The 21,975-nt window shown below is 65.3% G+C and carries 24 protein-coding genes and 1 tRNA gene; 9 read left to right on the top strand and 16 right to left on the bottom strand.

From position 1 onward, the window contains the following. Positions 1-31: 31 nt before the first annotated feature. From Q0799_RS07140 to Q0799_RS07160, 5 genes are read left to right on the top strand one after another with little or no spacing between them, the layout of a single operon-like run. Positions 32-892 carry a phosphate/phosphite/phosphonate ABC transporter substrate-binding protein gene (locus Q0799_RS07140; RefSeq protein WP_298396288.1) on the top strand — a complete coding sequence of 287 codons (861 nt, stop codon included), beginning with the start codon at positions 32-34 and terminating at the stop codon, positions 890-892. Beyond that, the gene (locus Q0799_RS07145) at positions 889-2,904 is read left to right on the top strand and encodes an EAL domain-containing protein (protein WP_298396291.1); all 2,016 of its coding nucleotides are present in this window, start codon (positions 889-891) and stop codon (positions 2,902-2,904) included. The genes Q0799_RS07140 and Q0799_RS07145 overlap by 4 nt, the downstream gene beginning before the upstream one ends. Positions 2,905-2,947: 43 nt before the next feature. Further along, the gene (gene thrH / locus Q0799_RS07150; protein ID WP_298396294.1) at positions 2,948-3,559 is read left to right on the top strand and encodes a bifunctional phosphoserine phosphatase/homoserine phosphotransferase ThrH; all 612 of its coding nucleotides are present in this window, start codon (positions 2,948-2,950) and stop codon (positions 3,557-3,559) included. A gap of 5 nt (positions 3,560-3,564) precedes the next feature. Further along, positions 3,565-4,428, top strand: coding sequence for a formyltetrahydrofolate deformylase (purU, locus tag Q0799_RS07155; RefSeq protein WP_298396297.1), 864 nt, complete (start codon positions 3,565-3,567; stop codon positions 4,426-4,428). Continuing rightward, on the top strand, positions 4,428-4,970 hold the full coding sequence (locus Q0799_RS07160; RefSeq protein WP_298396300.1) for a hydrolase: 543 nt from the start codon (positions 4,428-4,430) through the stop codon (positions 4,968-4,970). The genes purU and Q0799_RS07160 overlap by 1 nt, the downstream gene beginning before the upstream one ends. Before the next feature lie 106 nt (positions 4,971-5,076). On the opposite strand, the gene amt is transcribed toward Q0799_RS07160, so the two are convergent. From amt to Q0799_RS07175, 3 genes are all read right to left on the bottom strand, one after another. Further along, positions 5,077-6,477, bottom strand: a complete 1,401-nt coding sequence (gene amt, locus Q0799_RS07165; protein ID WP_298396303.1) for an ammonium transporter — start codon at positions 6,475-6,477, stop codon at positions 5,077-5,079. A gap of 11 nt (positions 6,478-6,488) precedes the next feature. Then, entirely contained in the window at positions 6,489-6,827 is a 339-nt protein-coding gene (gene glnK, locus Q0799_RS07170; protein WP_028993983.1) for a P-II family nitrogen regulator, read from the bottom strand. 72 nt (positions 6,828-6,899) lie between these two features. Then, positions 6,900-7,694, bottom strand: a complete 795-nt coding sequence (locus tag Q0799_RS07175; protein ID WP_298396307.1) for a TorF family putative porin — start codon at positions 7,692-7,694, stop codon at positions 6,900-6,902. Positions 7,695-7,941: 247 nt separating this feature from the next. Here Q0799_RS07175 and Q0799_RS07180 point away from each other — a divergent pair, with 247 nt between their 5' ends. Genes Q0799_RS07180 through Q0799_RS07190 form a run of 3 tightly spaced genes read left to right on the top strand, consistent with a single transcriptional unit; the run spans position 7,942 to position 10,885 of the window. Next, complete coding sequence (locus Q0799_RS07180; protein WP_028993981.1) at positions 7,942-8,187, top strand: accessory factor UbiK family protein; 246 nt, start codon at positions 7,942-7,944, stop codon at positions 8,185-8,187. A gap of 6 nt (positions 8,188-8,193) precedes the next feature. Continuing rightward, entirely contained in the window at positions 8,194-9,681 is a 1,488-nt protein-coding gene (locus Q0799_RS07185; protein WP_298396312.1) for a YifB family Mg chelatase-like AAA ATPase, read from the top strand. Between the two features lie 4 nt (positions 9,682-9,685). Next, positions 9,686-10,885, top strand: coding sequence for a multidrug effflux MFS transporter (locus Q0799_RS07190; RefSeq protein ID WP_298396314.1), 1,200 nt, complete (start codon positions 9,686-9,688; stop codon positions 10,883-10,885). Here Q0799_RS07190 and Q0799_RS07195 read toward each other — a convergent pair. Further along, the gene (locus Q0799_RS07195) at positions 10,865-11,257 is read right to left on the bottom strand and encodes a rhodanese-like domain-containing protein (RefSeq protein ID WP_028993978.1); all 393 of its coding nucleotides are present in this window, start codon (positions 11,255-11,257) and stop codon (positions 10,865-10,867) included. The genes Q0799_RS07190 and Q0799_RS07195 overlap by 21 nt on opposite strands. A gap of 83 nt (positions 11,258-11,340) precedes the next feature. On the opposite strand from Q0799_RS07195, the gene Q0799_RS07200 reads away from it, so the two are divergent. After that, the gene (locus Q0799_RS07200) at positions 11,341-11,823 is read left to right on the top strand and encodes a hypothetical protein (RefSeq protein ID WP_298396317.1); all 483 of its coding nucleotides are present in this window, start codon (positions 11,341-11,343) and stop codon (positions 11,821-11,823) included. Here the strand turns inward: Q0799_RS07200 and mobA are convergent. The 12 genes from mobA to fdxH form a co-directional block, all read right to left on the bottom strand. Further along, positions 11,820-12,407 (bottom strand): molybdenum cofactor guanylyltransferase MobA, encoded by a 588-nt coding sequence (mobA, locus tag Q0799_RS07205; RefSeq protein WP_298396471.1) that lies wholly within the window; start codon positions 12,405-12,407, stop codon positions 11,820-11,822. The two genes, Q0799_RS07200 and mobA, sit on opposite strands and share 4 nt — an antisense overlap. Continuing rightward, positions 12,407-12,772: a DsrE family protein gene (locus Q0799_RS07210; RefSeq protein ID WP_298396320.1), complete on the bottom strand. Its 366-nt coding sequence runs from the start codon at positions 12,770-12,772 to the stop codon at positions 12,407-12,409. Before Q0799_RS07210 ends, mobA begins: the two co-directional genes overlap by 1 nt. Next, a complete protein-coding gene (locus Q0799_RS07215; protein ID WP_298396323.1) occupies positions 12,765-13,199 on the bottom strand; it encodes a glycine cleavage system protein H in 435 nt (144 codons plus the stop codon). The genes Q0799_RS07210 and Q0799_RS07215 overlap by 8 nt, the downstream gene beginning before the upstream one ends. A gap of 143 nt (positions 13,200-13,342) precedes the next feature. Then, positions 13,343-13,438: transfer RNA gene (locus tag Q0799_RS07220), tRNA-Sec, on the bottom strand. Positions 13,439-13,443: 5 nt separating this feature from the next. Next, entirely contained in the window at positions 13,444-15,321 is a 1,878-nt protein-coding gene (gene selB, locus Q0799_RS07225; protein ID WP_298396325.1) for a selenocysteine-specific translation elongation factor, read from the bottom strand. Then, complete coding sequence (locus Q0799_RS07230) at positions 15,318-15,872, bottom strand: dihydrofolate reductase family protein (protein WP_298396327.1); 555 nt, start codon at positions 15,870-15,872, stop codon at positions 15,318-15,320. The genes selB and Q0799_RS07230 overlap by 4 nt, the downstream gene beginning before the upstream one ends. 10 nt (positions 15,873-15,882) lie before the next feature. Then, a complete protein-coding gene (locus Q0799_RS07235; protein WP_298396329.1) occupies positions 15,883-16,434 on the bottom strand; it encodes an NAD(P)H-dependent oxidoreductase in 552 nt (183 codons plus the stop codon). A gap of 84 nt (positions 16,435-16,518) precedes the next feature. Next, positions 16,519-17,853 (bottom strand): FAD-dependent oxidoreductase, encoded by a 1,335-nt coding sequence (locus Q0799_RS07240; protein WP_298396332.1) that lies wholly within the window; start codon positions 17,851-17,853, stop codon positions 16,519-16,521. 132 nt (positions 17,854-17,985) lie between these two features. After that, complete coding sequence (gene selA / locus Q0799_RS07245) at positions 17,986-19,383, bottom strand: L-seryl-tRNA(Sec) selenium transferase (RefSeq protein ID WP_298396335.1); 1,398 nt, start codon at positions 19,381-19,383, stop codon at positions 17,986-17,988. A 44-nt stretch (positions 19,384-19,427) separates the two neighbouring features. Further along, positions 19,428-20,345, bottom strand: a complete 918-nt coding sequence (gene fdhE / locus Q0799_RS07250) for a formate dehydrogenase accessory protein FdhE (protein ID WP_298396338.1) — start codon at positions 20,343-20,345, stop codon at positions 19,428-19,430. A gap of 92 nt (positions 20,346-20,437) precedes the next feature. Then, positions 20,438-21,058 (bottom strand): formate dehydrogenase subunit gamma, encoded by a 621-nt coding sequence (locus tag Q0799_RS07255; protein ID WP_028993968.1) that lies wholly within the window; start codon positions 21,056-21,058, stop codon positions 20,438-20,440. Continuing rightward, positions 21,055-21,963: a formate dehydrogenase subunit beta gene (fdxH, locus tag Q0799_RS07260; protein WP_298396343.1), complete on the bottom strand. Its 909-nt coding sequence runs from the start codon at positions 21,961-21,963 to the stop codon at positions 21,055-21,057. Before fdxH ends, Q0799_RS07255 begins: the two co-directional genes overlap by 4 nt. Positions 21,964-21,975: the final 12 nt, after the last annotated feature.

Below are 21,975 nucleotides of genomic sequence, written 5' to 3' on the forward strand. Positions count from 1 at the left end.
ATCCTGCGCTTATGTGTCTCCGGATTGTCGTATGCGCCACCTGAGCTTGTTCGTCTGCGCCCTGTCGCTGGCCCTGGGCCTCATCCTGCAACCGGCCAGCGCGGCAGGAAAACCATCCGGCGCCCCGCTGACCGTCGGCATCGTTCCCTACATGAGCACCGGCATGCTGCTGCGCACGCATGCCCCCCTGGCCAAGAGCCTGGAAAGCAGCCTGCAGCGCCCGATCAATCTACGCACCGCCCCCGATTACCAGAGTTTTTTCCAGCGCCTGCGCGCCGGCGACTACGATATTGCCATCACCCCGCCGCATTACGGCTGGCTGGCGATTCGCGACCACGGTTTCCAGCCGCTGCTGGTTCACCGCGACCCGATTCGCGGCATTCTGGTCAGTGCCACCGACCAACCAGTCAACAACATCGCCGACTTGCGCGGCGCCAGCATTGCCGTCACCGACCGCAGCGCACTGATGGCCATCCTGGGCGCACAGACCCTGGCCGACGAAGGACTGGTCGAGAACCGGGACTACCAGTTCGTCAGCGCCGTCTCACATTCCAGCGCAATCCACAACGCGATTACCGGCAAGACCCGCGCCGCCCTGGTCAATGCCACCAGCCTGGTCCTGTCGCCGCCGGAAATTCGCCAGCGCACCCAGGTCTGGCGTGATCTGGCCGTTTTCCCGGGACAGTTCTACATCGCCCATGCCCGCCTGGGCGAGGATTACAAGGCGGTAATCGCCGCGCTGCAAGCTTTCGAACGCTCGCCGGCCGGCCGGGAATTCTTCACCTCCACGGCCCAGGGCGGTTTCCGCGCGCTCACCGCCGACGACCGCAAGACGCTGGAGCGCGCGCTGCCCGAAACCCGCCGGCTGCTGCGCGAAACGGCGCACCAATGACCCTCCTCCCCCGCTCGCTGCGCGGACGCCTGATCGTCCTGACCGTCATCGTCGAGGTCGTGATGATCTCGGCCATCCTGTGGAACAGCCAGCGCCTTGCGGAAACCCACCTGCTCCAGCAATTCGAGCTGCGCCGGGCCGAGACCAGCCGCCTGATGCGGGCGGCCCTGGCGCCGGCCATGGCCCAGCACGACTACGCTGCCGTCAGTGAAATCCTGAACGACGCCCGCCAATTGCAGGGCATGAGCTACCTCGTCATGTTCGACGACGAAGACCGGCGCATCGCCTCGGCGGCGGCCAGCGAACTGCCCGGGCAAAGCGCCCTGGAATTTCTCTCCGGACTGCCGGAGGACGCCAGCCGCATGGACTTTCACATCGCCATGGAAATCGAGGGCCGGCAGTACGGCGAACTGCTGATCGGACTCGACCTGCATTTCCTGAATACCGCCCGGCGCGACATCCTGACCCAGAACATCCTGCTCGCCCTGTTCGGCATCCTGCTGACCACCGCCGTGCTGACCGCCATCGCGCTGTGGCTGACCCGCCACCTGAGCGCCCTGTCGAGCGCCAGCCGCGCCCTGGCCCAGGGCGATCGATTTTCGCCGCTACCCGGCGGCGGCGGTGACGACATCGGCCGCGTGGTGACTGCCTTCAACGCCATGGCGGCTGCCCTGCATGCCCGCATGGAAGAACTCGAAGCGGCTGAACTGACCCAGCGCGAACTGGCCGAGCGCCTGCTCTACATGGCCGAGAGCGACCCGCTGACCGGACTGGCCAACCGCGCCCGCTTCTCGGCCGAACTCGAACGCGCGCTGGAGCATGTGCATCGCGGCCCGGAACACCACGGTGCACTGCTCTACTTCGACATCGACGAATTCAAGACGATCAACGACACCTTTGGCCATCGCGCCGGCGACAACGTCCTGCTGCGCGCTGCCAACACCATAGCCAAGATCGTCCGCGCCGACGAAATGCTCGCCCGCCTGGGTGGCGACGAGTTCGTCATCCTTGCCCCGGGGGCCGACCGGGCCGGTGCCCAGGCGCTGGCCGAACGCATCGTCAATGCCGTACGCAGCATCGCCTTCGATTTCTCCGGCCATCAGCTCGGCCTGACCATCAGCCTGGGCATCGCGCTTTTCCCGGAGCACGGCGACAGCAGCGAGAACATCGTTTCCCACGCCGACGCCGCGATGTACCAGGCCAAATCCAGCGGCAAGAACTGCTGGCGCATCTACCGGCCCGACCTCGACGACTCCGAGCAGATGCTCCACCAGCTGGGCTGGAACGACCGCATCCAGCGCGCGCTCGACGAACGGCGCCTGGTCCTCCACTTCCAGGGCATCCACTCGGTGCGCACCGGCGCCGTCGCCCATTACGAAGCCCTGGTCCGGATGATCGATCCGGACAGTCCCGATTCGCTGCTGATGCCGGGCAACTTCATCCCCGCCGCCGAAAAGAGCGGGCGCATTCTCGACATCGACCGCTGGGTGATCGGCGACGCCATCCGCGTACTCGCCGAAGAACCCGAGCTGCCGGCGCTGGCCATCAACATTTCCGCCCGCTCCTTCGGCGAACCGGGACTGGCCGAACTGATCCGCAGCAAGCTGGCGGCGTTCGAGGTCGAGCCGCAGCGACTCATCGTCGAATTGACTGAAACCGGCGCCCTGGCCAACATCCACGACGCCGAAGCCTTCATGGACGACTTGCACCGTCTCGGCTGTACCGTCTGCCTCGACGATTTCGGCGTCGGCTTCTCGTCCTTCGCCTATCTGAAGCAGTTGCCCGCCGACGTGCTCAAGATCGACGGCATGTTCATCCGCAACCTGGCCGACGACCCCAGCGACCAGGTCTTCGTCCGCGCCATCGTCGAAGTCGCGCGCGGCCTGGGCAAGAAAACGGTGGCCGAGTTCGTCGGCAGTGACCAGACGCTGGAAATCCTGCGCGGACTCGGTGTCGATTACGCACAGGGTTACTACCTTTCGCGCCCGGAAGCCGTAATCCGGCCAACTTAATCGGGTAAAATCGCGTTTTTTCGCCGTCTCAGGGAGCTTCGCCGTGCAAATCGTCTGTCTTGACCTCGAAGGGGTGCTCGTCCCCGAAATCTGGATCGAATTCGCCGAGCGCACCGGCATTCCGGAACTCAAGCGCACGACGCGCGACGAACCCGATTACGACAAGCTCATGACCTACCGCCTGAACATCCTGCGCGAGAAGAAGCTCGGCCTGCCGGACATCCAGAAGGTAATCGCCGAAATGGGCCCGATGCAGGGCGCCCGCGCCTTCCTCGACCAGCTGCGCTGGGATTACCAGGTCATCATCCTGTCCGACACCTTCTACGAATTCGCCCATCCGCTGATGCGCCAGCTCGGCTGGCCGACGCTGTTCTGCCACTCGCTGGAAGCCGACGCCGGCGGCATGCTGGTCAACTACCACCTGCGCATGCCGAACCAGAAGCAGGAGGCGGTCAAGCGCTTCAAGGAACTGAACTTCACCATCGTTGCCGCCGGCGATTCGTACAACGACACGGCGATGCTTGGCGAAGCCCACGGCGGCATCCTCTTCCACCCGCCGGAAAACGTCATCCGCGAATTCCCGCAGTTCCCGGTGGTACGCGACTACGACGCACTGCGTACCCAGATCGACCTCGCTTTCGCCAAGGCCGCCTGACCGCCATGCATCGTGACCGGTTCTACACCCTCTCCGCCTCCTGCCCCGACCGGGTCGGGATCATCGCCCGCGTTTCCGGCTTCATCGCCGAGCACGGCGGCTGGATCCTCGAATCGAGTTTCCACGCGGACGATGTCACCGGTCGCTATTTCATGCGCATCGAGATCAAGGCCGATTCGCTGCCCTTTCTGCTCGCCGAATTCCGCGACCGCTTCCGCCGCGAAATCGGCGAACCGCTGGCGATGGACTGGCGGATCAGCGACAGCGCAGTCAAGAAGCGCGTCGTGGTCATGGTTTCCAAGCAGGAACACTGCCTCTACGACCTGCTGGCGCGCTGGCAGTCGAAGGAACTGGACATCGAGATTCCCTGCGTCATCTCCAACCACGACACCTTCAAGGGTTTCGTCGAGTGGCACGGCATTCCCTTCATCCAGGTACCGGTGAATCCGGACAACAAGGCCGCCGCCTACGCCGAAATCCAGCGCATCTTCGATGACGTGCGCGGCGACACCATGGTTCTGGCGCGCTACATGCAGATCCTGTCGCCGGAGCTGTGCGACGCGCTGTCCGGCAAGATCATCAACATCCATCACAGCTTCCTGCCCAGCTTCGTGGGCGCCAAGCCCTACCATCAGGCTTTCCAGCGCGGCGTCAAGCTGATCGGGGCGACCTGCCATTACGTGACCAGCGAACTCGACGCCGGCCCGATCATCGAGCAGGATGTGATCCGCATCGACCATTCGGACTCGCCGGAAGACATGGTCCGCTACGGAAAAGACATCGAGAAGACAGTTCTCGCCCGCGGTCTGCGCTACCATCTTGAGGACCGTGTACTGGTGCACGGCAACAAGACGGTGGTGTTCCGCTAATGCTGATTTCCCGCAAAGACTCGCTCCTCCTCGTCGTCGACATTCAGGAAAAGCTCGCTCCGGCGATCTTCGAAGCCGACGAAATCACCCGCAACAGCGTCAAGCTGCTTGAAGGCACCCGCCACCTCGGCATCCCGGCCTTCGTCTCCGAGCACTACGTCAAGGGACTCGGCCACAGCGTCGCCGCCATCCGCGAGGCGGCCAGCGCCGCCCGCATCTTCGACAAGATCCATTTCTCCTGCGCCAGCGAACCGGGCGTACTCGACATGCTGCGCGCGACCGGCTGCCGCCAGGTCATCCTGACCGGCGCCGAAACCCACGTCTGCGTCCTGCAGACCGCCCTCGGCCTGCTTGCCGCCGGCTTCCAGGTCTTCATGGTCGCCGACGCTGCCTCCTCGCGCACGCCGGCCAACCGCCAGCTGGCCCTGGAGCGTCTGCGCGACGCCGGCGGCCACGTGGTCAGCACCGAAATGGTCCTGTTCGAGTGGCTGGAACAAGGCGGTACCGACGATTTCCGCGCCTTGCTGCCGCTGATCAAGTAAGCCTAATCAATCGTCCAAACAAAAAACCGCCGATCCGGCGGTTTTTTGTTTCCCGTAAAAAATGGGCACCCGAAGGTGCCCAAAGGGAGAGAGACTACGAAACTGCTTAGTGGTGGTAGGCGCTTTCGCCGTGAGCGGTGAGGTCGAGACCTTCGCGCTCTTCTTCTTCCGGCACCCGCAGACCGACCACGATATCGGCGATCTTGTAGGCGATGAAGGCAACCACGCCAGACCAGACGATGGTGATGATCACGCTGTAGGTCTGGATCCACACCTGGCTGGCGATATTGAAGTCGTCGCCACCCGTGCCGCCCAGGGACGGAGCGGTGAAGACACCGACCAGAATTGCACCGACGATGCCGCCGACGCCATGCACGCCAAACACGTCGAGCGAGTCATCGGCACCGAGCATGCGCTTCAGGCCACTGACACCCCACAGGCAGATGAAGCCGGACAGACCGCCGATCACGATGGCGCCCATCGGACCAACCGTACCGCAGGCCGGAGTGATGGCAACCAGGCCGGCAACGGCACCGGAAGCAGCACCCAGCATCGAGGCCTTGCCCTTGAACATGGCTTCACCGGCACTCCAGGCCAGCACGGCGGCAGCCGTGGCGATCAGGGTGTTGATGAAGGCCAGCGTGGCACCCGAAGTGGCTTCCAGGTTGGAACCGGCGTTGAAGCCAAACCAGCCCACCCACAGCATCGAGGCACCGACCATGGTCAGCGTCAGCGAGTGCGGCGCCATCGATTCGCGACCGTAGCCGAGACGCTTGCCGACCATGTAGGCACCGACCAGACCGGCCACACCGGCGTTGATGTGCACCACGGTACCGCCGGCGAAGTCCAGCGCACCGTCGCCCAGCAGCAGACCACCCGGCCCCCAGACCATGTGAGCGATCGGCAGGTAGCACAGCGTGAACCAGATGACCGAGAAGATCAGCACGGCGGAGAAACGCATGCGTTCAGCGAAGGAACCGACGATCAGCGCGCAAGTGATACCGGCGAAGGTGCACTGGAAGGCGATGAAGGCGTATTCGGGAAGCTTCACGTTGTCCGAGAAGGTGTCGGCCAGCGTATCCGGCGTCACGCCCGACAGGAAGAGCTTGGACAGCGAACCGATATACGGCGACCCTTCGGTGAATGCCAGGCTGTAGCCGTAGAAGACCCACAGGATGGAAATCAGCGAGAAGACAACCATGACCTGCATGAGCACCGACAGCATGTTCTTCGAACGGACCAGACCGCCGTAGAACAGTGCCAGACCGGGCAAGGCCATGAACAGCACAAGCAGCGTCGAGGTCATGATCCAGGCAACGTCACCCTTTTCAACGACCGGCGCCGGTGCGGCAGCTTCCGCCACCGCAGCAGCCGCTTCGGCAGCTACTTCAACCACTGCCGCAGCAGCTTCGACAACAGCCGGTGCGGCGGCTGTTTCCTGGGCCCAGGCCGGTGCCCCGAAGGTCACCGCGCCCAGCAGGGCCAGCATGGAGAGTACGTGTTTCATGTCAGGACTCCTTACAGGGCATCGTCACCGGTTTCACCGGTGCGGATACGGACGACTTGTTCGAGATCGAAGACGAAAATCTTGCCGTCACCGATTTTGCCGGTGCTGGCGGACTTCTCGATGGCTTCGATGACCTGGTCGATCTGCTCGGCCTTGACGGCGGCTTCGAGCTTGACCTTGGGCAGGAAATCGACAACGTACTCGGCACCGCGATACAACTCGGTATGGCCTTTCTGACGACCGAAGCCCTTGACCTCGGTTACCGTGATGCCCTGCACGCCGATGGCGGACAGCGCCTCACGCACTTCGTCAAGCTTGAACGGCTTGATGATGGCAGTAACGAATTTCATGAGTGTTCCCCTATGAGGTAGAGACTTGCGTCTTCCCGGTGTCCGGAGACACCGGGCGAACATCTGAGGTGATTAGAAGGACTTGCTGAAAGACAGAACGGTACGGCCCTTCGAGACATCGACATTGGCACGGTTGCCCCAGCAGTACTGGGCGTGGGTATCGCCACAACCGCGGGCATTGGTATCCGTGTAGGTCAAGCCAACGACACCAAAACCAACGTCTTTGCTCACACCAAGCTTCCAATCGGTGTAAGAGGCAGCGCTATTGTTCTTGATCTTCTGGTGACCAACGTGGCCCAGAACCGTCCAGCCCTCGGCGAATTCATATTCAGCCGACAGGTCCCAGTAACCGCTGCCCTTGGAATCCTTGGTATTGGCAGCAGACAAAGACTTGTCATAACCCTGCCAGCCGAACAGATTGTCAGATACAGCGTGCGAGTACTTCAGGGTCAGGAACTTCCAGCCGATGGAGGCATAGACTTCCATCGAGTCCGGGGTTTCGACGCCAGCCTGCTTCTTACCCGGGTAGTAGTAGTAGATGGCACCAACGTCGTAGCTGAAATCTTCAGCAAAGGTACCAGCGTAACCGGCATAGAAATCCCACTCCATGCTGTTGTCGTCTTTGTAAGCGCTATCGACCCAAGAAACGTTGGAGGCCCAGGTACCAGCATACAAACCGCTGGAGTGGCTGTAATCGAAACCACCCTGGATGGTCGGCTTGTGATCAGTCTGACTGACACCACGGAAGATGTAGTCGGTGGCCATGCTCACATTGGCCGAGAAAGTATGCGGGCTGGCAGCTTCCTGGGCGATGGCCGGAACGGAAATGGCACCGGCAACAGCCAGGGCGATCAGGGACTTCTTCATAGTTTCTCTCCTTAAGGAAAAGTTGAAAAGCAAAAAACAGTATTTTGTGCAGCACAGCAATGCAGGAGCTGTGCCAGCAAGTTTTTATTCAATGAATTCATATAGATAAACAATTAACTCAAGACTGCGCACCGTTACGGGGCACCAATCCGGTGCAGTTACACTTCGTCACGCACCAGCGACGAGCGAGACGGTAAATCGCGATAAATTCCACTGTGCTAAACTCGCCCGCCTACGGAGGAAAATCATGCTCGACCCCAAGATCCTGGAAGAATTCGGCAACAAGATGAGCGCCCTGCTGGCCAATTCGCCGGCAAAAGACATCGAAAAGAACGCCAAGGCCGTCATGAGCGGCGTCTTCGGCAAGCTCGACCTGGTCACCCGCGAGGAGTTCGACATCCAGGCACAACTGCTGGCCCGCACCCGCGAAAAGCTGCAGGCGCTGGAAGCACGCGTCGAGGCGCTGGAAAAAGCCCGCGACGGGAAACAGTAAGCTGCGATGGCACTGGCCGTTGCGCTGAGCCGGGGACTGGACGGACTCAACGCGCCGCCGGTCACCGTCGAGGTGCACCTGGCCAACGGCTTGCCCGGACTGACGCTGGTCGGTCTGCCCGATACCGAAGTGCGCGAGGCACGCGACCGGGTGCGCGCCGCCATCGTCAATTCCGGCTTCGAATACCCGGCCCGGCGGATTACCGTCAATCTGGCACCCGCCGACCTGCCCAAGGAATCCGGACGTTTCGACCTGCCGATCGCGCTCGGCATCCTCGCTGCCAGCGGCCAGATTCCGGGTAAAAAACTGGCTGCTCACGAATTTGCCGGCGAATTGTCGCTGTCCGGCGAACTGCGCCCGGTACGCGGCGCCCTGGCCATGGCACTGAACGCTGCCGGCGACGGCAAGACCTTCATCCTGCCCCACGATAGCGCCTGCGAAGCGGTGCTGACCGGCCAGGACAACATTCTGGCCGCCGGTTCGCTGCTCGCCGTCTGCGCCCATCTGGCCGGCGAAAACCCGTTGCAGCCACCGCCGCTGCCGGAATGCAGCAACCCCATCGACTATCCCGATCTGGCCGAGGTCCGCGGTCAGGTGCAGGCGCGGCGGGCGCTGGAAATCGCCGCCGCCGGCAAGCATTCTCTGTTGATGCTGGGACCGCCCGGCGCTGGCAAGTCGATGCTCGCGGCCCGCCTGCCGGGCCTGATGCCACCGCTCGACGACAACGCCGCACGCGCTTCGGCGGCCGTCCTGTCGCTGGTCGGCCAGTTCGATCCGACCCGCTACGGCCAGCGCGTCTTCCGCAGCCCGCACCACACCGCCTCGGCGGCAGCGCTGGTCGGCGGCGGCAATCCGCCGCGCCCGGGCGAAATCAGCCTGGCCCACGAAGGCATCTTGTTTCTCGACGAATTGCCCGAATTCGACCGCAAGGTGCTGGAAACCCTGCGCGAACCGCTGGAAACCGGGCGCGTGCACATTTCCCGCGCCGCCCGCCACGCCGACTACCCGGCCGAATTCCAGTTGATCGCCGCGATGAACCCCTGCCCCTGTGGTTACCACGGGGAAAAGCGCTGTCTGTGCACGCCGGAACAGGTCGCCCGCTATCGCGGCAAACTCTCCGGCCCCTTCGTCGACCGCATCGATCTGGTCATCGAAATCCCCGCATTGCCGCCCGAATCGCTGGCCGGACGCCCGGACGGCGAATCCTCGGCCAGCGTGCGCGAACGCGTCGCCCGGGCCTGGACGCGGCAACAGGAACGCCAGGGCCGGGCCAACGCCCGCCTGACCACCCGCGAGATCGACGCCCTGTGCCAGCCGGACGCGGCCGGATCGGCGCTGCTGCAACAGGCCGCCCAGCGCCTGGGCTTGTCGGCGCGCGCCTGGCACCGTGTGCTCAAGGTCGCGCGCACCATCGCCGACCTCGGCGATTGCGCTATCATCGGCGCACCCCACATTGCCGAAGCCATCCAGTACCGCCGCTTCGCCCGCGACTGATCCCATGCCCCACACCGCCCGCAGCACCCGCGGCATCGCCCTGCTGCTTGCCTGCCTTTCCGCCCTCGGTCCGTTCTCGATCGATACCTATCTACCGTCGTTCCCGGACATCGCCGCGCAACTCGGGGCAACGCCGCTCGAGGTCCAGCAGACGCTGTCCGCCTACCTGCTGTCCTTCGCCGCGATGACCCTGTGGCATGGCGCAATCGCCGACCGTTTCGGCCGCCGCCGGGTGATCCTCGGTGCGCTGGCGCTGTTCGGCGTCGCCTCGCTCGGCTGCATGCTCGCCACCAGCATCGGGCAATTGTGGTTCTGGCGGGCGATGCAGGGGATCACCGCCGGTGCCGGCATCGTCATCAGCCGCGCCATCGTCCGCGATCTCTACGACGGTGCCGCCGCCCAGCGGCTGATGGCACAGATCACCATGATGTTCGCGCTCGCCCCGGCGATTGCCCCGGTGATCGGCGGCTGGCTGCAGATTGCCTTCGGCTGGCGGTCGATTTTTGCCTTCCTGGTGCTGGCAACGGCCGCGCTGTGGCTGGCCTGTCTGAAACTGCTGCCGGAAACCCTGCCACCGGAGAAACGCCAGTCACTGCGCCCGACCTACCTGGCCGGCGCCTATCGCGAAGTCATGAGTTCGCCGCGCTTCCTGTTCGCCTGTTCGGCGCTGGCGCTGAATTTCGGCGGCTTCTTCGTCTATGTACTGTCAGCGCCCGCCTTCCTGATGCAGCACCTGGGCCTGCCGGAAACCGCCTTCCTCTGGCTGTTCGGCCCGGCGATGGCCGGCCTGATGTGCGGTTCGTGGATTTCCGGGCGCCTGGCCGGCAAGCTGCCGCCGGGCAAGACCATCGCCGTCGCCTACGCGATCATGGCCACCGCCGCGCTGCTCAATCTCGGCCTCAACCTCAGCCTGCCGCCCGGCCTGCCGTGGAGCGTCGCCCCCCTGTTCGTGTACACCATCGGCATGTCGCTGGCGATGCCCAATCTGACGCTGTTCGCACTCGATCCTTTCCCCGACAAACGCGGACTGGCGGCGTCCTGCCAGACGTTCTTCCAGTCCGGATTCAATGGTTTGTCGGCGGCGCTGATCGCGCCGCTATTGTGGGGATCGACCCTGCACCTGGCGCTGGGCATGGCAGGCCTGCTCACCGCCGGCGGCCTGGCCGCGCTGGCGCACCGGCGGCTACGACTGCTGCCAGGGTAGGCCGCGCAGGCGCCAGCCGCCGAGCGTGCCGCGATGGAAATTGTCGTCGAGCGGCCCTTCGAAACCTTCGGTGATGTTGATCACCTGCTGGAAGCCCGCTGCTTCCAGCGCCTCGCCGGCAAAGATCGAGCGTGTGCCGCTACGGCAGATGAGCAGTACCGGCCGGCTCAGGTCGCCCTTGACCAGGCGGCCGACCTTGCGCGCGAAATCGGGATCGATTTCCCAATCCGGCGCCTCCTGCCAGGCCACGTGCTCGGCACCGACCGGATGGCCGACATACATGTGCTCGATTTCCGTGCGGCAATCGACGAGTACGGCCTCCGGCGTCTGCTGGAGGAAATCATGGGCGGCTTGGGGGTCGAGATGCTGCATGGCATGAACAATAACTGGATGAGCCGCTATTATGCGAGCAAGGCAGCAAAACGCCCAAACCCGTCCCCGCCACAGGAGCCCCCATGAAACTGCCCGCCTGGATCGCCGCACTGCTGACGGCCTTGCTGCCCGCCTGCGACATGGTCAATCTGCCGGAAATCAAGCCGGGCATCACCACCCAGGCCGAAGTGCGCAGCCGCATGGGCGAACCGGGCTTCATCCACCGCAACGACGACGGCACGGTGACCTGGGAATACAGCCGGCAACCGGCCGGGGTGCACTGCTACATGATCCGCTTCGACCGCCAGGAAATCGTTGCCGCGCTCGACCAGGTGCTGACGCCGGTGACCTACGCCCGCGTCACGCCGGGTCTGACGCAGGACGAAGTCCGGCGCCTGCTCGGCCAGCCGGCCAGCCGCCAGACTTTCGACAACCTCGGCGAATCGGTTTGGGAATGGCGGATCGAAGGCGATTTCCGCACCGAGGAAACCTTCTTTTCGGTGCACTTCGACCTCGCCGACGGCACCGTCAGGAAAGCCGGCCAGCGCATCCAGCCCAGGCCTTAAAGCGGCCGGGAAAAACTCGCCAGTTCGGCCACCGTGTTGATGTTCTCGAAAGCCGCCGGCTGATCGTCGAAAGCCACTTCCACCGTCGCCAGCGAGGCGTACCAGCCGGTGAACTTGCGCTCGCCGCGCGCCAGGTAATCGCCGAGATGATCGCGCAACTCGCGCCGGCACAGGCAGAACACCGGATGCACCTGGTCGCCGGTGCGCGCCACCGCCACCCCGGCCGATGCCTGCTCCGCCGCCCCGGCCAGGCGCGACACCAGATCCGCCGGCAGGAAGGGCGAATCGCAGGGCACAGTCACCACCCACGGGGTCGATGCAGCTGCCAGCGCCGCATGCAGTCCGGCCAGCGGCCCGGCAAAATCGGGCACGGCATCTGCGACCACCGGACAGCCGAAACGGGCATAGACCTCGGCATTGCGGTTGGCGTTGATCAGCAAGGGGCCGACCTGCGGCTGCAGGCGCTCGATGATGTGCGCCACCAGCGGCCGCCCGGCCAATTCCTGCAGGCCCTTGTCGACACCGCCCATGCGCCGGCCGAGACCGCCCGCCAGGACGACGCCGGTGATCTCGCCGCGCGCCATCAGTACACCAGCGTCCGCCACGCCGGATCGAGCGTGCGGGCGACAAAGGCAGTGGCGCCGGCGGCGCCGGCATCGGCGCGCAGCGTTTCTTCGGCGCCGACCCAGGCAGCGCGGGCCATGCCGCAGGCGTAGAAGCGAACGCCGGCGGCGGCGGCTTCGTCGAGGAAGGCGGCGATGGACTTTTCCCGCGCTGGCGTCGGCCAGGCCGCCTCGCCGGCACCAGCGACCAGCCAGCGCACCGCCGGCCCGGCAAAGTGGATTTCGACCTCGGCATCCAGCGCGCGCGCGGCCAGCGCATGCACCAGCGGCGTCACCACCTGTTCCGGCTGCGCCGAGCCGATCAGCAGGGCCAGGCGCTCAGTCAAGGCGGGCCTCCGGATCGAGCTTCAGCACCTGCGCCCGGTAGGCGGCGGCATCGACCAGCAGCCCGCGTTCGCCGGCCCAGTCGGTCGGCCGCACGCGGGCCATCCAGCCGTCGCCGTAGGGGTCGCGGTTGATCCGCCCGGGCCGCTCCTCGGCCGCCTCGTTGCCTTCGAGCAGCACGAAGGACAGCGGCGCATGCAGCGCGAGCAGCGTCTTGCGGCACTCGACCGTCCCCATCCCCCGCCCGCGCGCCACCTCGGCACCGTTCGGCTTGCTGGTGAAGGCGATGATCTCGCCGGCCAGATGAATGCCGAAAGCGGTCGCTCCGACCAACAGCTCGCCGCCCGGCAACTCGCGCACCCACATGTCGTGCTCGGGGTCGTAGAGGAGATTGTCGGGAATGGTGCCGGTGAAGGGTAAGTAAGCCATGCTTGCTTCAAAATTTCTATTCAAAATTTCTACGGAGCATTCGGCGCGCGTGGTGCATTCAGGACGCGAAGACAAGCCGAAGACAGTGCTGCTGCACGGCGAGGCGCAGTCGACAAAGTCATGGATGCGCCACGCGCGATCGATGGCGGAAGGAAGCAGGAGTCGAACCTACCCAAGCCTGTCTGACAGGCCCTGCCGGTTTTGAAGACCGGCCGCCCCACCGGGGAACGATTCCTTCCGTTGTTCATGATCCGAATTGCTCCGGTACACCGCGCAGTACGTGCGTATCGCGCACCCGGCGAGTGTAGCCGATGCGGTCGAAGAATTCGAGGATGTGGATGGCCACCTTGCGGCCGCCACCGATCACGTCGCGCAGCGGCGCGGCACGGGCACAGCCGTCGCGTTCGTTGAGCATGGCGACGTGGCGGGCCAGGTCGGCCACCGCTGCGGCGGTGAAGTAATGGTCGTGCGCCACCGGCCAGGCTTCGCCGTGCCGGGCGATGCGCTTGAACAGCGCACGCACGGTGTCCTCGGCGATACCGGTGGCTTTGGCGACATCGCGCACGCGCGGCGGGTTGTACGGCTCGGCGGCGAGCAGCGGCAGCAAGGTCTGCCACAGGTCGCGGTCGGCGGCAGCAAGTTCGACGCGATGGCCGGGCAGGTACAGCCAGGCGTTGCTCTGGGCGACCTCGCCGCTGGCCAGCCGTTCGCCGAGCAGCGCGTCGAAGGCGGGCCGGGCCAGCGTCGGCAGCGTCAGCCGGCGCAGGCGATCGCGTTCGACGCCGGTGAGGTCGGGCGCCCGCTCGTGTTCTGCGGTCAGCGTCGCGAGCAAGCGCTCACCCAGGACCTGCCAGCCAGCGGCGGCGAAGGCGGTGTCGCCGACCGTGCGCAGGCCCAGCCGCTGGCAGATTTCAGCCAGCGTCGGTGCGTCGAGGTTGCGGTTGAGCGCGTACGCCGCCAGGTCGACACCAGCCGGCTGCTGTTGCGCGGCCAGCGCCAGCGCCACCGCCGGATCGGGATCGGCCAGCGCCGCCAGCATCGCCAGGCGTTCCGGGCTGGATTTGCGCCGTGTCGGCGGCGCGCTGTCGAGGACGCAGCCGCCGGCGATGGTGTGGCGGGCTGCGGCGTCGCGCAGGATGAAGCGGTCGCCGGCGAGCGCGCCGATGTCACGGTCGACGTGGAGTTGCGCCCAGTGTTCGCCACCCGGCGGAATCTCCTCGGCGCCGAGCAGCGCCACCCGCGCCGGCACGTCGATGGCGCCGAGGTGCAGGTGCACCTGCGTCCAGTGCTTCAAGGCCGGCTGCCCGGCGAGCACCCGCAGCTTGGCGTCGAAACGGCGCAGCGGCCGGTGCAGGGGCGGCGCCAGCAGCCACTGGCCGCGCTCGACTTCGCCTTTCTCGACGCCGGCCAGTGCCAGCGCGATGCGCTGTCCGGCCTGGCCGGATTCGGCCGGCGCATCCTGGGCGCGCAGGCTGCGCACGCGCACCGGCTTGCCGCTCGGCGAAAGCAGCAACTGATCGCCGACCCGGACGCAGCCGGCGAAGGCCGTACCGGTGACGACGGTACCGGCGCCAGTGAGCGTGAAGCAGCGATCGACCGCCAGCCGGAAGCCGCCGGCAGCCTCGCGCCGGGCATGCCCGGCGGCGACGGCCTCAAGATGCGCGCGCAGTTCGGCAATGCCGGCACCGCTGACCGCGGCGACCGGAAACACCGGCACCCCGGCGAACGCGGTATCCGCGAGCAGCGCTTCGATTTCGCTTTTTGCCGCTTCGACGCGGTCGGCGGCAACCGTATCGATCTTGGTCAGCGCCACCGCCCCCCGGCGGATGCCGAGCAGTTCGACGATTTCCAGGTGCTCGCGGGTCTGCGGCATCGGCCCGTCGTCGGCGGCGATCACCAGCAGCGCGAAGTCGATGCCGGTGGCGCCGGCAAGCATGTTGTGCACCAGCTTCTCGTGCCCCGGCACATCGATGAAGCCGAGCGTAGACGTGTAGGCGTAGCCGAGATCGACGGTGATGCCGCGCGCCTTCTCTTCCTTCAGGCGATCGCAGTCGACGCCGGTCAGCGCCTTGACCAGCGTCGTCTTGCCGTGGTCGATGTGACCGGCGGTGCCGACGATCATGACCCGCCTCCGGGAAGCGCTCGCCCTACGCGATAGGCGGTCTGCACGAAACCAAACGGGTAACTGCGGCTGGATAGGATTTCCAGCGGCAAATCCGCAGCCAACTGGCCGAACAGGCGACGCCCGCCACCGAGCAGCACCGGGACACAAGTAATGACCAGATCGTCCACCAGACCGGCACGCAGAAAGGCCTGAATGGTCTGCCCACCGTCCAGGTAAATATGGCGAGCCCCCTGGCTCTGCAGCGCGGCCAGTATTTCCCCCGGCTCGCCAGCCTGACGAGCGACGTGACTCGCATAAGGCCCCGAGAGCGGGCGGTGCGACAGGACGATCACTCGCTTCCCGGTGTAGGGCCATTCGGGAAAGGTGCTGACCTGGTCGAAAGTTGCACGCCCCATCAGCAGCACATCGATATCGGCCATGAAATCGCCGTAGCCGCAGTCCTCACCGGGAGGAATACGCGCGTTCTGAGCCTCCAGCCAATCCAGCGAGCCGTCCGCCCGGGCGATGTAGCCGTCGAGACTGGTAGCGATGAAGACGGAGACGCGCATCGCCAACGACTCAAGCCGACTGGAAATAGGCTGTGGCGGCGGCCAGTGCCTCGGCATCGCCGAGCACCGTGCCGGGCGCCCCGCCCTTGCCCCACAGCGGCGGCCGGAATTCCATGGCGAGGAATTCGGCACACAGCCGGTAGCTGTCGAACATCGGCTGCGCCTTCTCCCGGTTGCCGCTGGTGGCGATCACCCACAGTCGCTTGCCGGCCATGGCTGCCTTGAAATCGACGCCGGGCACGCGCAGCCAGGCGCTCCAGTGGTCGAGGTAGGTCTTCAGCGGCGACGGCACCGAGAACCAGTAGACCGGCGAGACGAAAACGAGATCGGTGGCGGCCAGGGTCTCGTCGAGCAACGTCTTCAGGTTGCCGGCCGGCGGCGGATAGCTGCCGGCGGTGTGACGCAGGTCGACGAAGGGCGGCAGATCGAGGTCGGCCAGCTTCAGCCAGCGTTGTTCGGCGGCGGCCGGCAGGCTGGCCGCGGCGTGACGGGCGAGTGTCTCGCTGTTGCCGGTGTGGCCGGGTTCGCGGGTGGTGGCGTCAAGAAAGAGGAAACGGGACATGTTGCGATGTCAGTAGGTTTGGAAAGAAGCCTATTCTGGCACGGCGGTTCCACGTGAAACCACCGCACCAGCACAGGCTGTTGTTCAGCCGAACATGTCCTCGACCTTGCCGGCGAACCACTGGAAGTCCTCGGTCACCAGTTCGGGACGGCGCAGGTTGTCGTCGTCCTGGTCCTGGACAATCAGGCCCTTGTCGTTGACCCAGTACTTGAAGCGCACGGCGATCGCTTCCTGCGGCTGGGTCTTGACCATCATGAAGCAGAGATTGTCGGGCAGCGCCGGCTTCAGTTCGCGGCCCTTGATGCGGTCGGTGATGTACTTGGCGACGATCTTGGCGTGGGCGTTGGCAACGTGGCCGGCCTTCGGGTAGTACTTGAACAGCGGCGAGACGACGCCGACGGCGTCGCCGATCACGTAGGTATCCGGATCGTCCTTGAGGTTCAGGAAGAAGGGATCGACGCCGGCCCAGCCGGTCAGCTTGCCTTCCGCGTCGCGGCCGATGACGCCGGCCTTCCAGGCCATGTCGCCGGCCTGGTGCGGGGCCATCAGGATGGAATGGTCGAACTTGAAGTCGCCGGCCGTGGTCTTGATGCGCTTGGCGAACGGATCGACTTCCTGGATCTGCGCCTTGGGCACGTAGACGATCTGGTCCTTGTACAGCTCCTCGAAGGCGTCCTTGTAGCCGCCGCCGATCGGCATGATGCTCGGCTTGGGATCGAGGAGGATGATCTTGCCCTTGGTCTTGCGCTGCTTGAACAGGTCGGCGATCAGGCAGGCGCGCTCGTAGGGCGACGGCGGGCAGCGATGCGGCGGCGGCGGCAGCGTCATCACCAGGTCGCCGCCCTTGAAGTTCTGGATGTTCTGCTTCAGCTTGAAGTGCTCGGCGGTCGGGATGTAGGCGGCAGGGAACATCGCCTTGGTGTATTCGGCGGCCTTGCGGTCGTTGCCGAACCAGGCTTCATAGTTGTAGCGGATGCCGGCGCCGACGATCAGGTAGTCGTAATCGATCCAGCCCTGGGCGGTGACGACACGCTTCTTGTCGCGCTCGAAGGCGGTGACTTCAGTCTGGATGAAGTGGTAGCCGTACTTCTGGGCGACGTCGAGGTAGCTGAAGGTGAGGAACTGGGCATCGACGACATCGACCAGCCACTTGTTGCTCATCGGGCAGGCGAAGAAGACCGGGTTGCGCTCGAGCAGCACGACGTCAAGGCTGGGATCGAGCACTTTCAGGTGCTTGGCCGCGGATACCCCGCCCCAGCCGCCACCGCAGATGACCACACGTTTACCGGTGGCCTTGGGCAGCAGCGGGTCGGACTGCATCTGGATCAGGAAAGGTAGCGGGCTGGTCGGCGCGGCGATGGCACCGGTCGTCCCGAGCGCCGCCCCAGCGGCGAGGAATTGTCTTCGATTGAAGCTCATGTTGTCGTCTCCATTGCGTTGAACCACCCGGACACGGAGATGCCCGGATTTACAGGGTGGCGCCGCCAGGCGCCGGGGGTCGGGAATGGCGGGCGGTACGCGGACCGCCGCTCGTGGCCATTTCCGGAAAAACTACAGTTTCACTGCCGCCAGTTGCGCGACGAAGCGCGCTTCATCCTTGGCTTCCAGGCAGCGCAGGTCGAGCCGGAAGGCATCGTCGCGGATGTAGCCGATCACCGGTTGCGGCAGCCCGCGGAAAGCGGCTTCGACCGCGGCCAGCGCCTTGCCCGGCTTCTTCGCGGTCGAGCGCAGGACCAACGAGGTCGACGCCAGCCGCTCGACCGGCAAGGCACCGCTACCGATCTGGCTGGCACAGTCCTCAAGCGCAACCACGAAGCCGGCACCGACGGCAGCCTGCACCGACGGCAGCAAGCGCTCGCCAAGGGCGGCGATCTCGCTCGTCGGCCGGGTCAGCAGGCGCAGCGTCGGCAAACGCTGGCACAGACGATCCGGGTCGCGGTACAGGCGCAACGTCGCCTCCAGCGCCGCCAGCGTTGTCTTGCCGACGCGCAGCGCACGCTTCAACGGGTTCTTCTTGATCTTCGCGATCAGGTCCTTGCGGCCGACGATCAGCCCGGCCTGCGGCCCGCCGAGCAGCTTGTCGCCGGAGAAGGTGACGATGTCGGCGCCGGCGGCCAGCGCCTGTTGCGGCGTCGGCTCGGCCGGCAGGCCCAGCGCCGCGAAATCGGTCAGCGTACCGCTGCCCAGGTCGACGACGAAAGGCAGGCCGGCGGCGTGGGCGATGTCGGCCACCGCCTGCTCGTCGACCGTCTTGGTGAAGCCGGTGACGACATAGTTGCTGGTATGCACCTTCATCAGCAGCGCCGTCTTCGGGCCGATGGCCTCGGCGTAATCCTTCTCGTGCGTGCGGTTGGTGGTGCCGATCTCGACCAGCTTCACCTGCGCCCGCCGCATCACGTCGGGAACACGGAAGGCACCGCCGATCTCGACCAGCTCGCCGCGCGAGACCACCGCCTCCTTGCCCTGGGCCAGCGCGTTCAGCGTCAGCAGCACGGCAGCGGCGTTGTTGTTGACGATGGTTGCGGCAATGTCCGGCGAGCCGCCGGCGACCAGTTCGGCGAGCAGGCCGGACACCAGATCGTCGCGGTCGCCACGGCCGCCGGAAGCGAGGTCGTATTCCAGCGCACAGGGCGAACGCGCGGCTTCGACCATCAGCGCGATGGCTTCTTCAGACAATAGCGCGCGGCCGAGGTTGGTATGCAGCACGGTGCCGGTCAGGTTGAACACCGGCCGCAGATTGGCGCGGGCGGCATCGGCGGCGCGGCGGCGGATGGCGGCAAGCAGCGTCGCCTCGTCGGGCAATGGCAGACCGTGCTTCGCGCCCTCGCGGGCGGCAGCCAGCTCGGCGCGGACGCAGGCGGTCACCGGCTGGCGGCCGTGCGCTTCGATCAGCTCGGGAAGTTGTTTGAGGACGCGGTCAACCGCGGGCAGACGTTGATTTTCGTTCATGGCTTTCACCCGGACCGGGCAGAAAGGTTGAGGGAAAGGCTGGATCAGCCGCTATAGGCACCAATCAACAGCAGATTCGGGCCGCTGCGCTCGTAGCCGGCTTCGTCGACCAGCATGTCGAGGGCGAGCGTCGCCAGGTCGTCGGCGACCGGGTCCACATTCGGGTCTTTATCCTGATAGACGATCTTCAGGTAGCTCTTGCAGGCGTCGCAGGTTTCGGCACGGACGGCGCCTGCATTTTTCCCTGCTGTGCCTTCGAGTTCCTGCAGGGCGACTTCCTTGTCGTCCTCGCAGGTGGTGCAGGTGGCGCGCGGCACGTTCCATTCGGTATTGCACAGGCTGCAGTGCAGGTAGCGCAGGTTGTTGATGGCGGCGCCGAGACGGACCACGCTGGCCACCGCCGGGCTGCCGCAGCAGGGGCAGACGGCCGGGGCGTCGAGTTTCTGCAGGCTGGCCGGATCGAGGCGCAGGGCCATGCCGGTGTAGGTCACCTGCAGGGCGGCGGCGATGAAGGGCAGTTCGCCGGCCAGGTCGGCGGAAATTTCGCCTTCGAGCAGGGTCGCCGCGAGTTTTTCCAGGCGGCTGTCGTCGGCCGACTGCAGACCGGTCAAGGTAGCGCGAGCCCCCTCGGGCAGGGTCTCGTCGTCGAGGGCAGCGAGCATCTGGCGCAAGGCATCGCGCCAGACCGCCGGACGTTCGCTCAGGTTGAGCGGGGGCATGCCGTGGTTGCGGGCCAGTTCGCGGGCCTGCGCATCCGGCAGCGGAAATTCGGGGATGGCCTTGAGCGCATCGTGCTGGGCCTGGCTCAGGCGGGCCAGGAAGCGCAGCCACTCAGCCAGGCTGTGATCGCAGGCCAGGTGTTCGAAACGACGGGCGCGGCCGGCAAACACATCGGCCGCCGGCAACAGGTAGGGCGCCGCCTCTTCGCTGGGCGGATGAAAATCTATCGGTTGGCTCTGCATGGGGTCCATCTTGAAAAAAGCGGGGATGCAGGAATATTCCTGCAGAGCCCCGATAACGCAAGGTAAATCGTTTTAGAAACAGGGAACCGGGATTATTTCCCCGTTACCTGACGGTACCAACCACGGTGATGCTGCTTGGCCCAGGCGCGGGTGACCGTGCCGTACCACATGGCGCGGATGGTGCCCTTGACCCAGATGGCGGCATAGACGTGCACCATGATCAGGCCGATCATCACGGCACCGGCGGCGGCATGGACGACGGCGCCGAGGCGGACGATGTCCACCGGCAGGTCGAACCAGGCCCGCCAGATGACGATGCCGGACAGGGTCATCAGCAGCATGCTGATGGCCAGTGCCCAGAACATCACCTTCTGGCCGCCGTTGTACTTGCCCTGCTCCGGCATGTTGTGGTCGTCGCCGTCAACCATCTGGTCGACCTTGCTCAGCCACTCCTTGTCCGCCGGTGTCATCTTGTTCAGGTGCTTGAAGCGGAAGAACATGACGACAAAGGCCAGCGCCATGATCACCCCCAGGTAGGGGTGCAGGATGCGCGTCCACACCGGCCCGCCGAACAGCTGTGTCAGCGGGAAGAACGCCGGGTGGAAGAAGGCCAGTCCGGAAAGACCGAGGAGGATGAAGCTGATGCCCACCACCCAGTGGTTGGCCCGTTCCGACGCCGTGTAGCGCTTGAGGTCCTTGGGATCGCGGATCATTTTGCTTCCTCCTTGTTAGCCAACGCATCTTCGCGCTCGATCTCGTCCTCGATCTCCTTGGAGACCTCGTTCGGACCCTTGGTCACGTAGTGGAACAGACTGCCCAGGGCGACACCGGCCAGGGCCAGCGTTGCCAGCGGCTTGGCGAAGCCCTTCCACAGCGAGACCAGCGGGCTGATCGACGGATTGGCCGGCAGACCGGCGTACAGGTCGGGCTTGTCGGCATGGTGCAGCACGTACATGACGTGCGTGCCACCGACGCCCTGCGGGTCGTACAGCCCCGCCTGGTCGTAGCCGCGTTCCTTGAGGTCGGCGACGCGCTTGGCGGCGTAGTCCTTCATGTCCTCCTTGCTACCGAACTGGATCGCACCTGTCGGGCAGGATTTGACGCAGGCCGGCGCCTGGTTGACGGCAACCCGGTCGGAACACAGCGAGCACTTGTAGGCCTTGCTGTCTTCCTTGGAGATGCGCGGGACGTTGAACGGGCAGCCGGTGACGCAGTAGCCGCAGCCGATGCAGTTTTCCTGGTGGAAATCGACGATGCCGTTGCTGTACTGGATGATCGCGCCGGGCGCCGGGCAGGCCTTGAGGCAGCCCGGGTCGGCACAATGCATGCAGCCGTCCTTGCGGATCAGCCACTCGAGCTTGTTGTTCTGCTCGACCTCGGTATAGCGCATCACCGTCCACGACTTGGCCGACAGATCCATCGGGTTGTCGTAGACGCCGTGGCAGTTGCCGACTTCGTCGCGGATGTCGTTCCACTCCGAGCAGGCCACCTGACACGCCTTGCAGCCGATGCAGGCGGAAACGTCGATGAGTTTGGCGATCTCCACCGTCTGCCGCACTTGCGTGGACGGCGTCGTGGTGGCGGAGCGCTGTTTGATGTCTAGCGATTGCAATGCCATGTCAGCTCTCCT

The organism is uncultured Azonexus sp. (genome assembly GCF_937982035.1).
Lineage (GTDB): Bacteria > Pseudomonadota > Gammaproteobacteria > Burkholderiales > Rhodocyclaceae > Azonexus.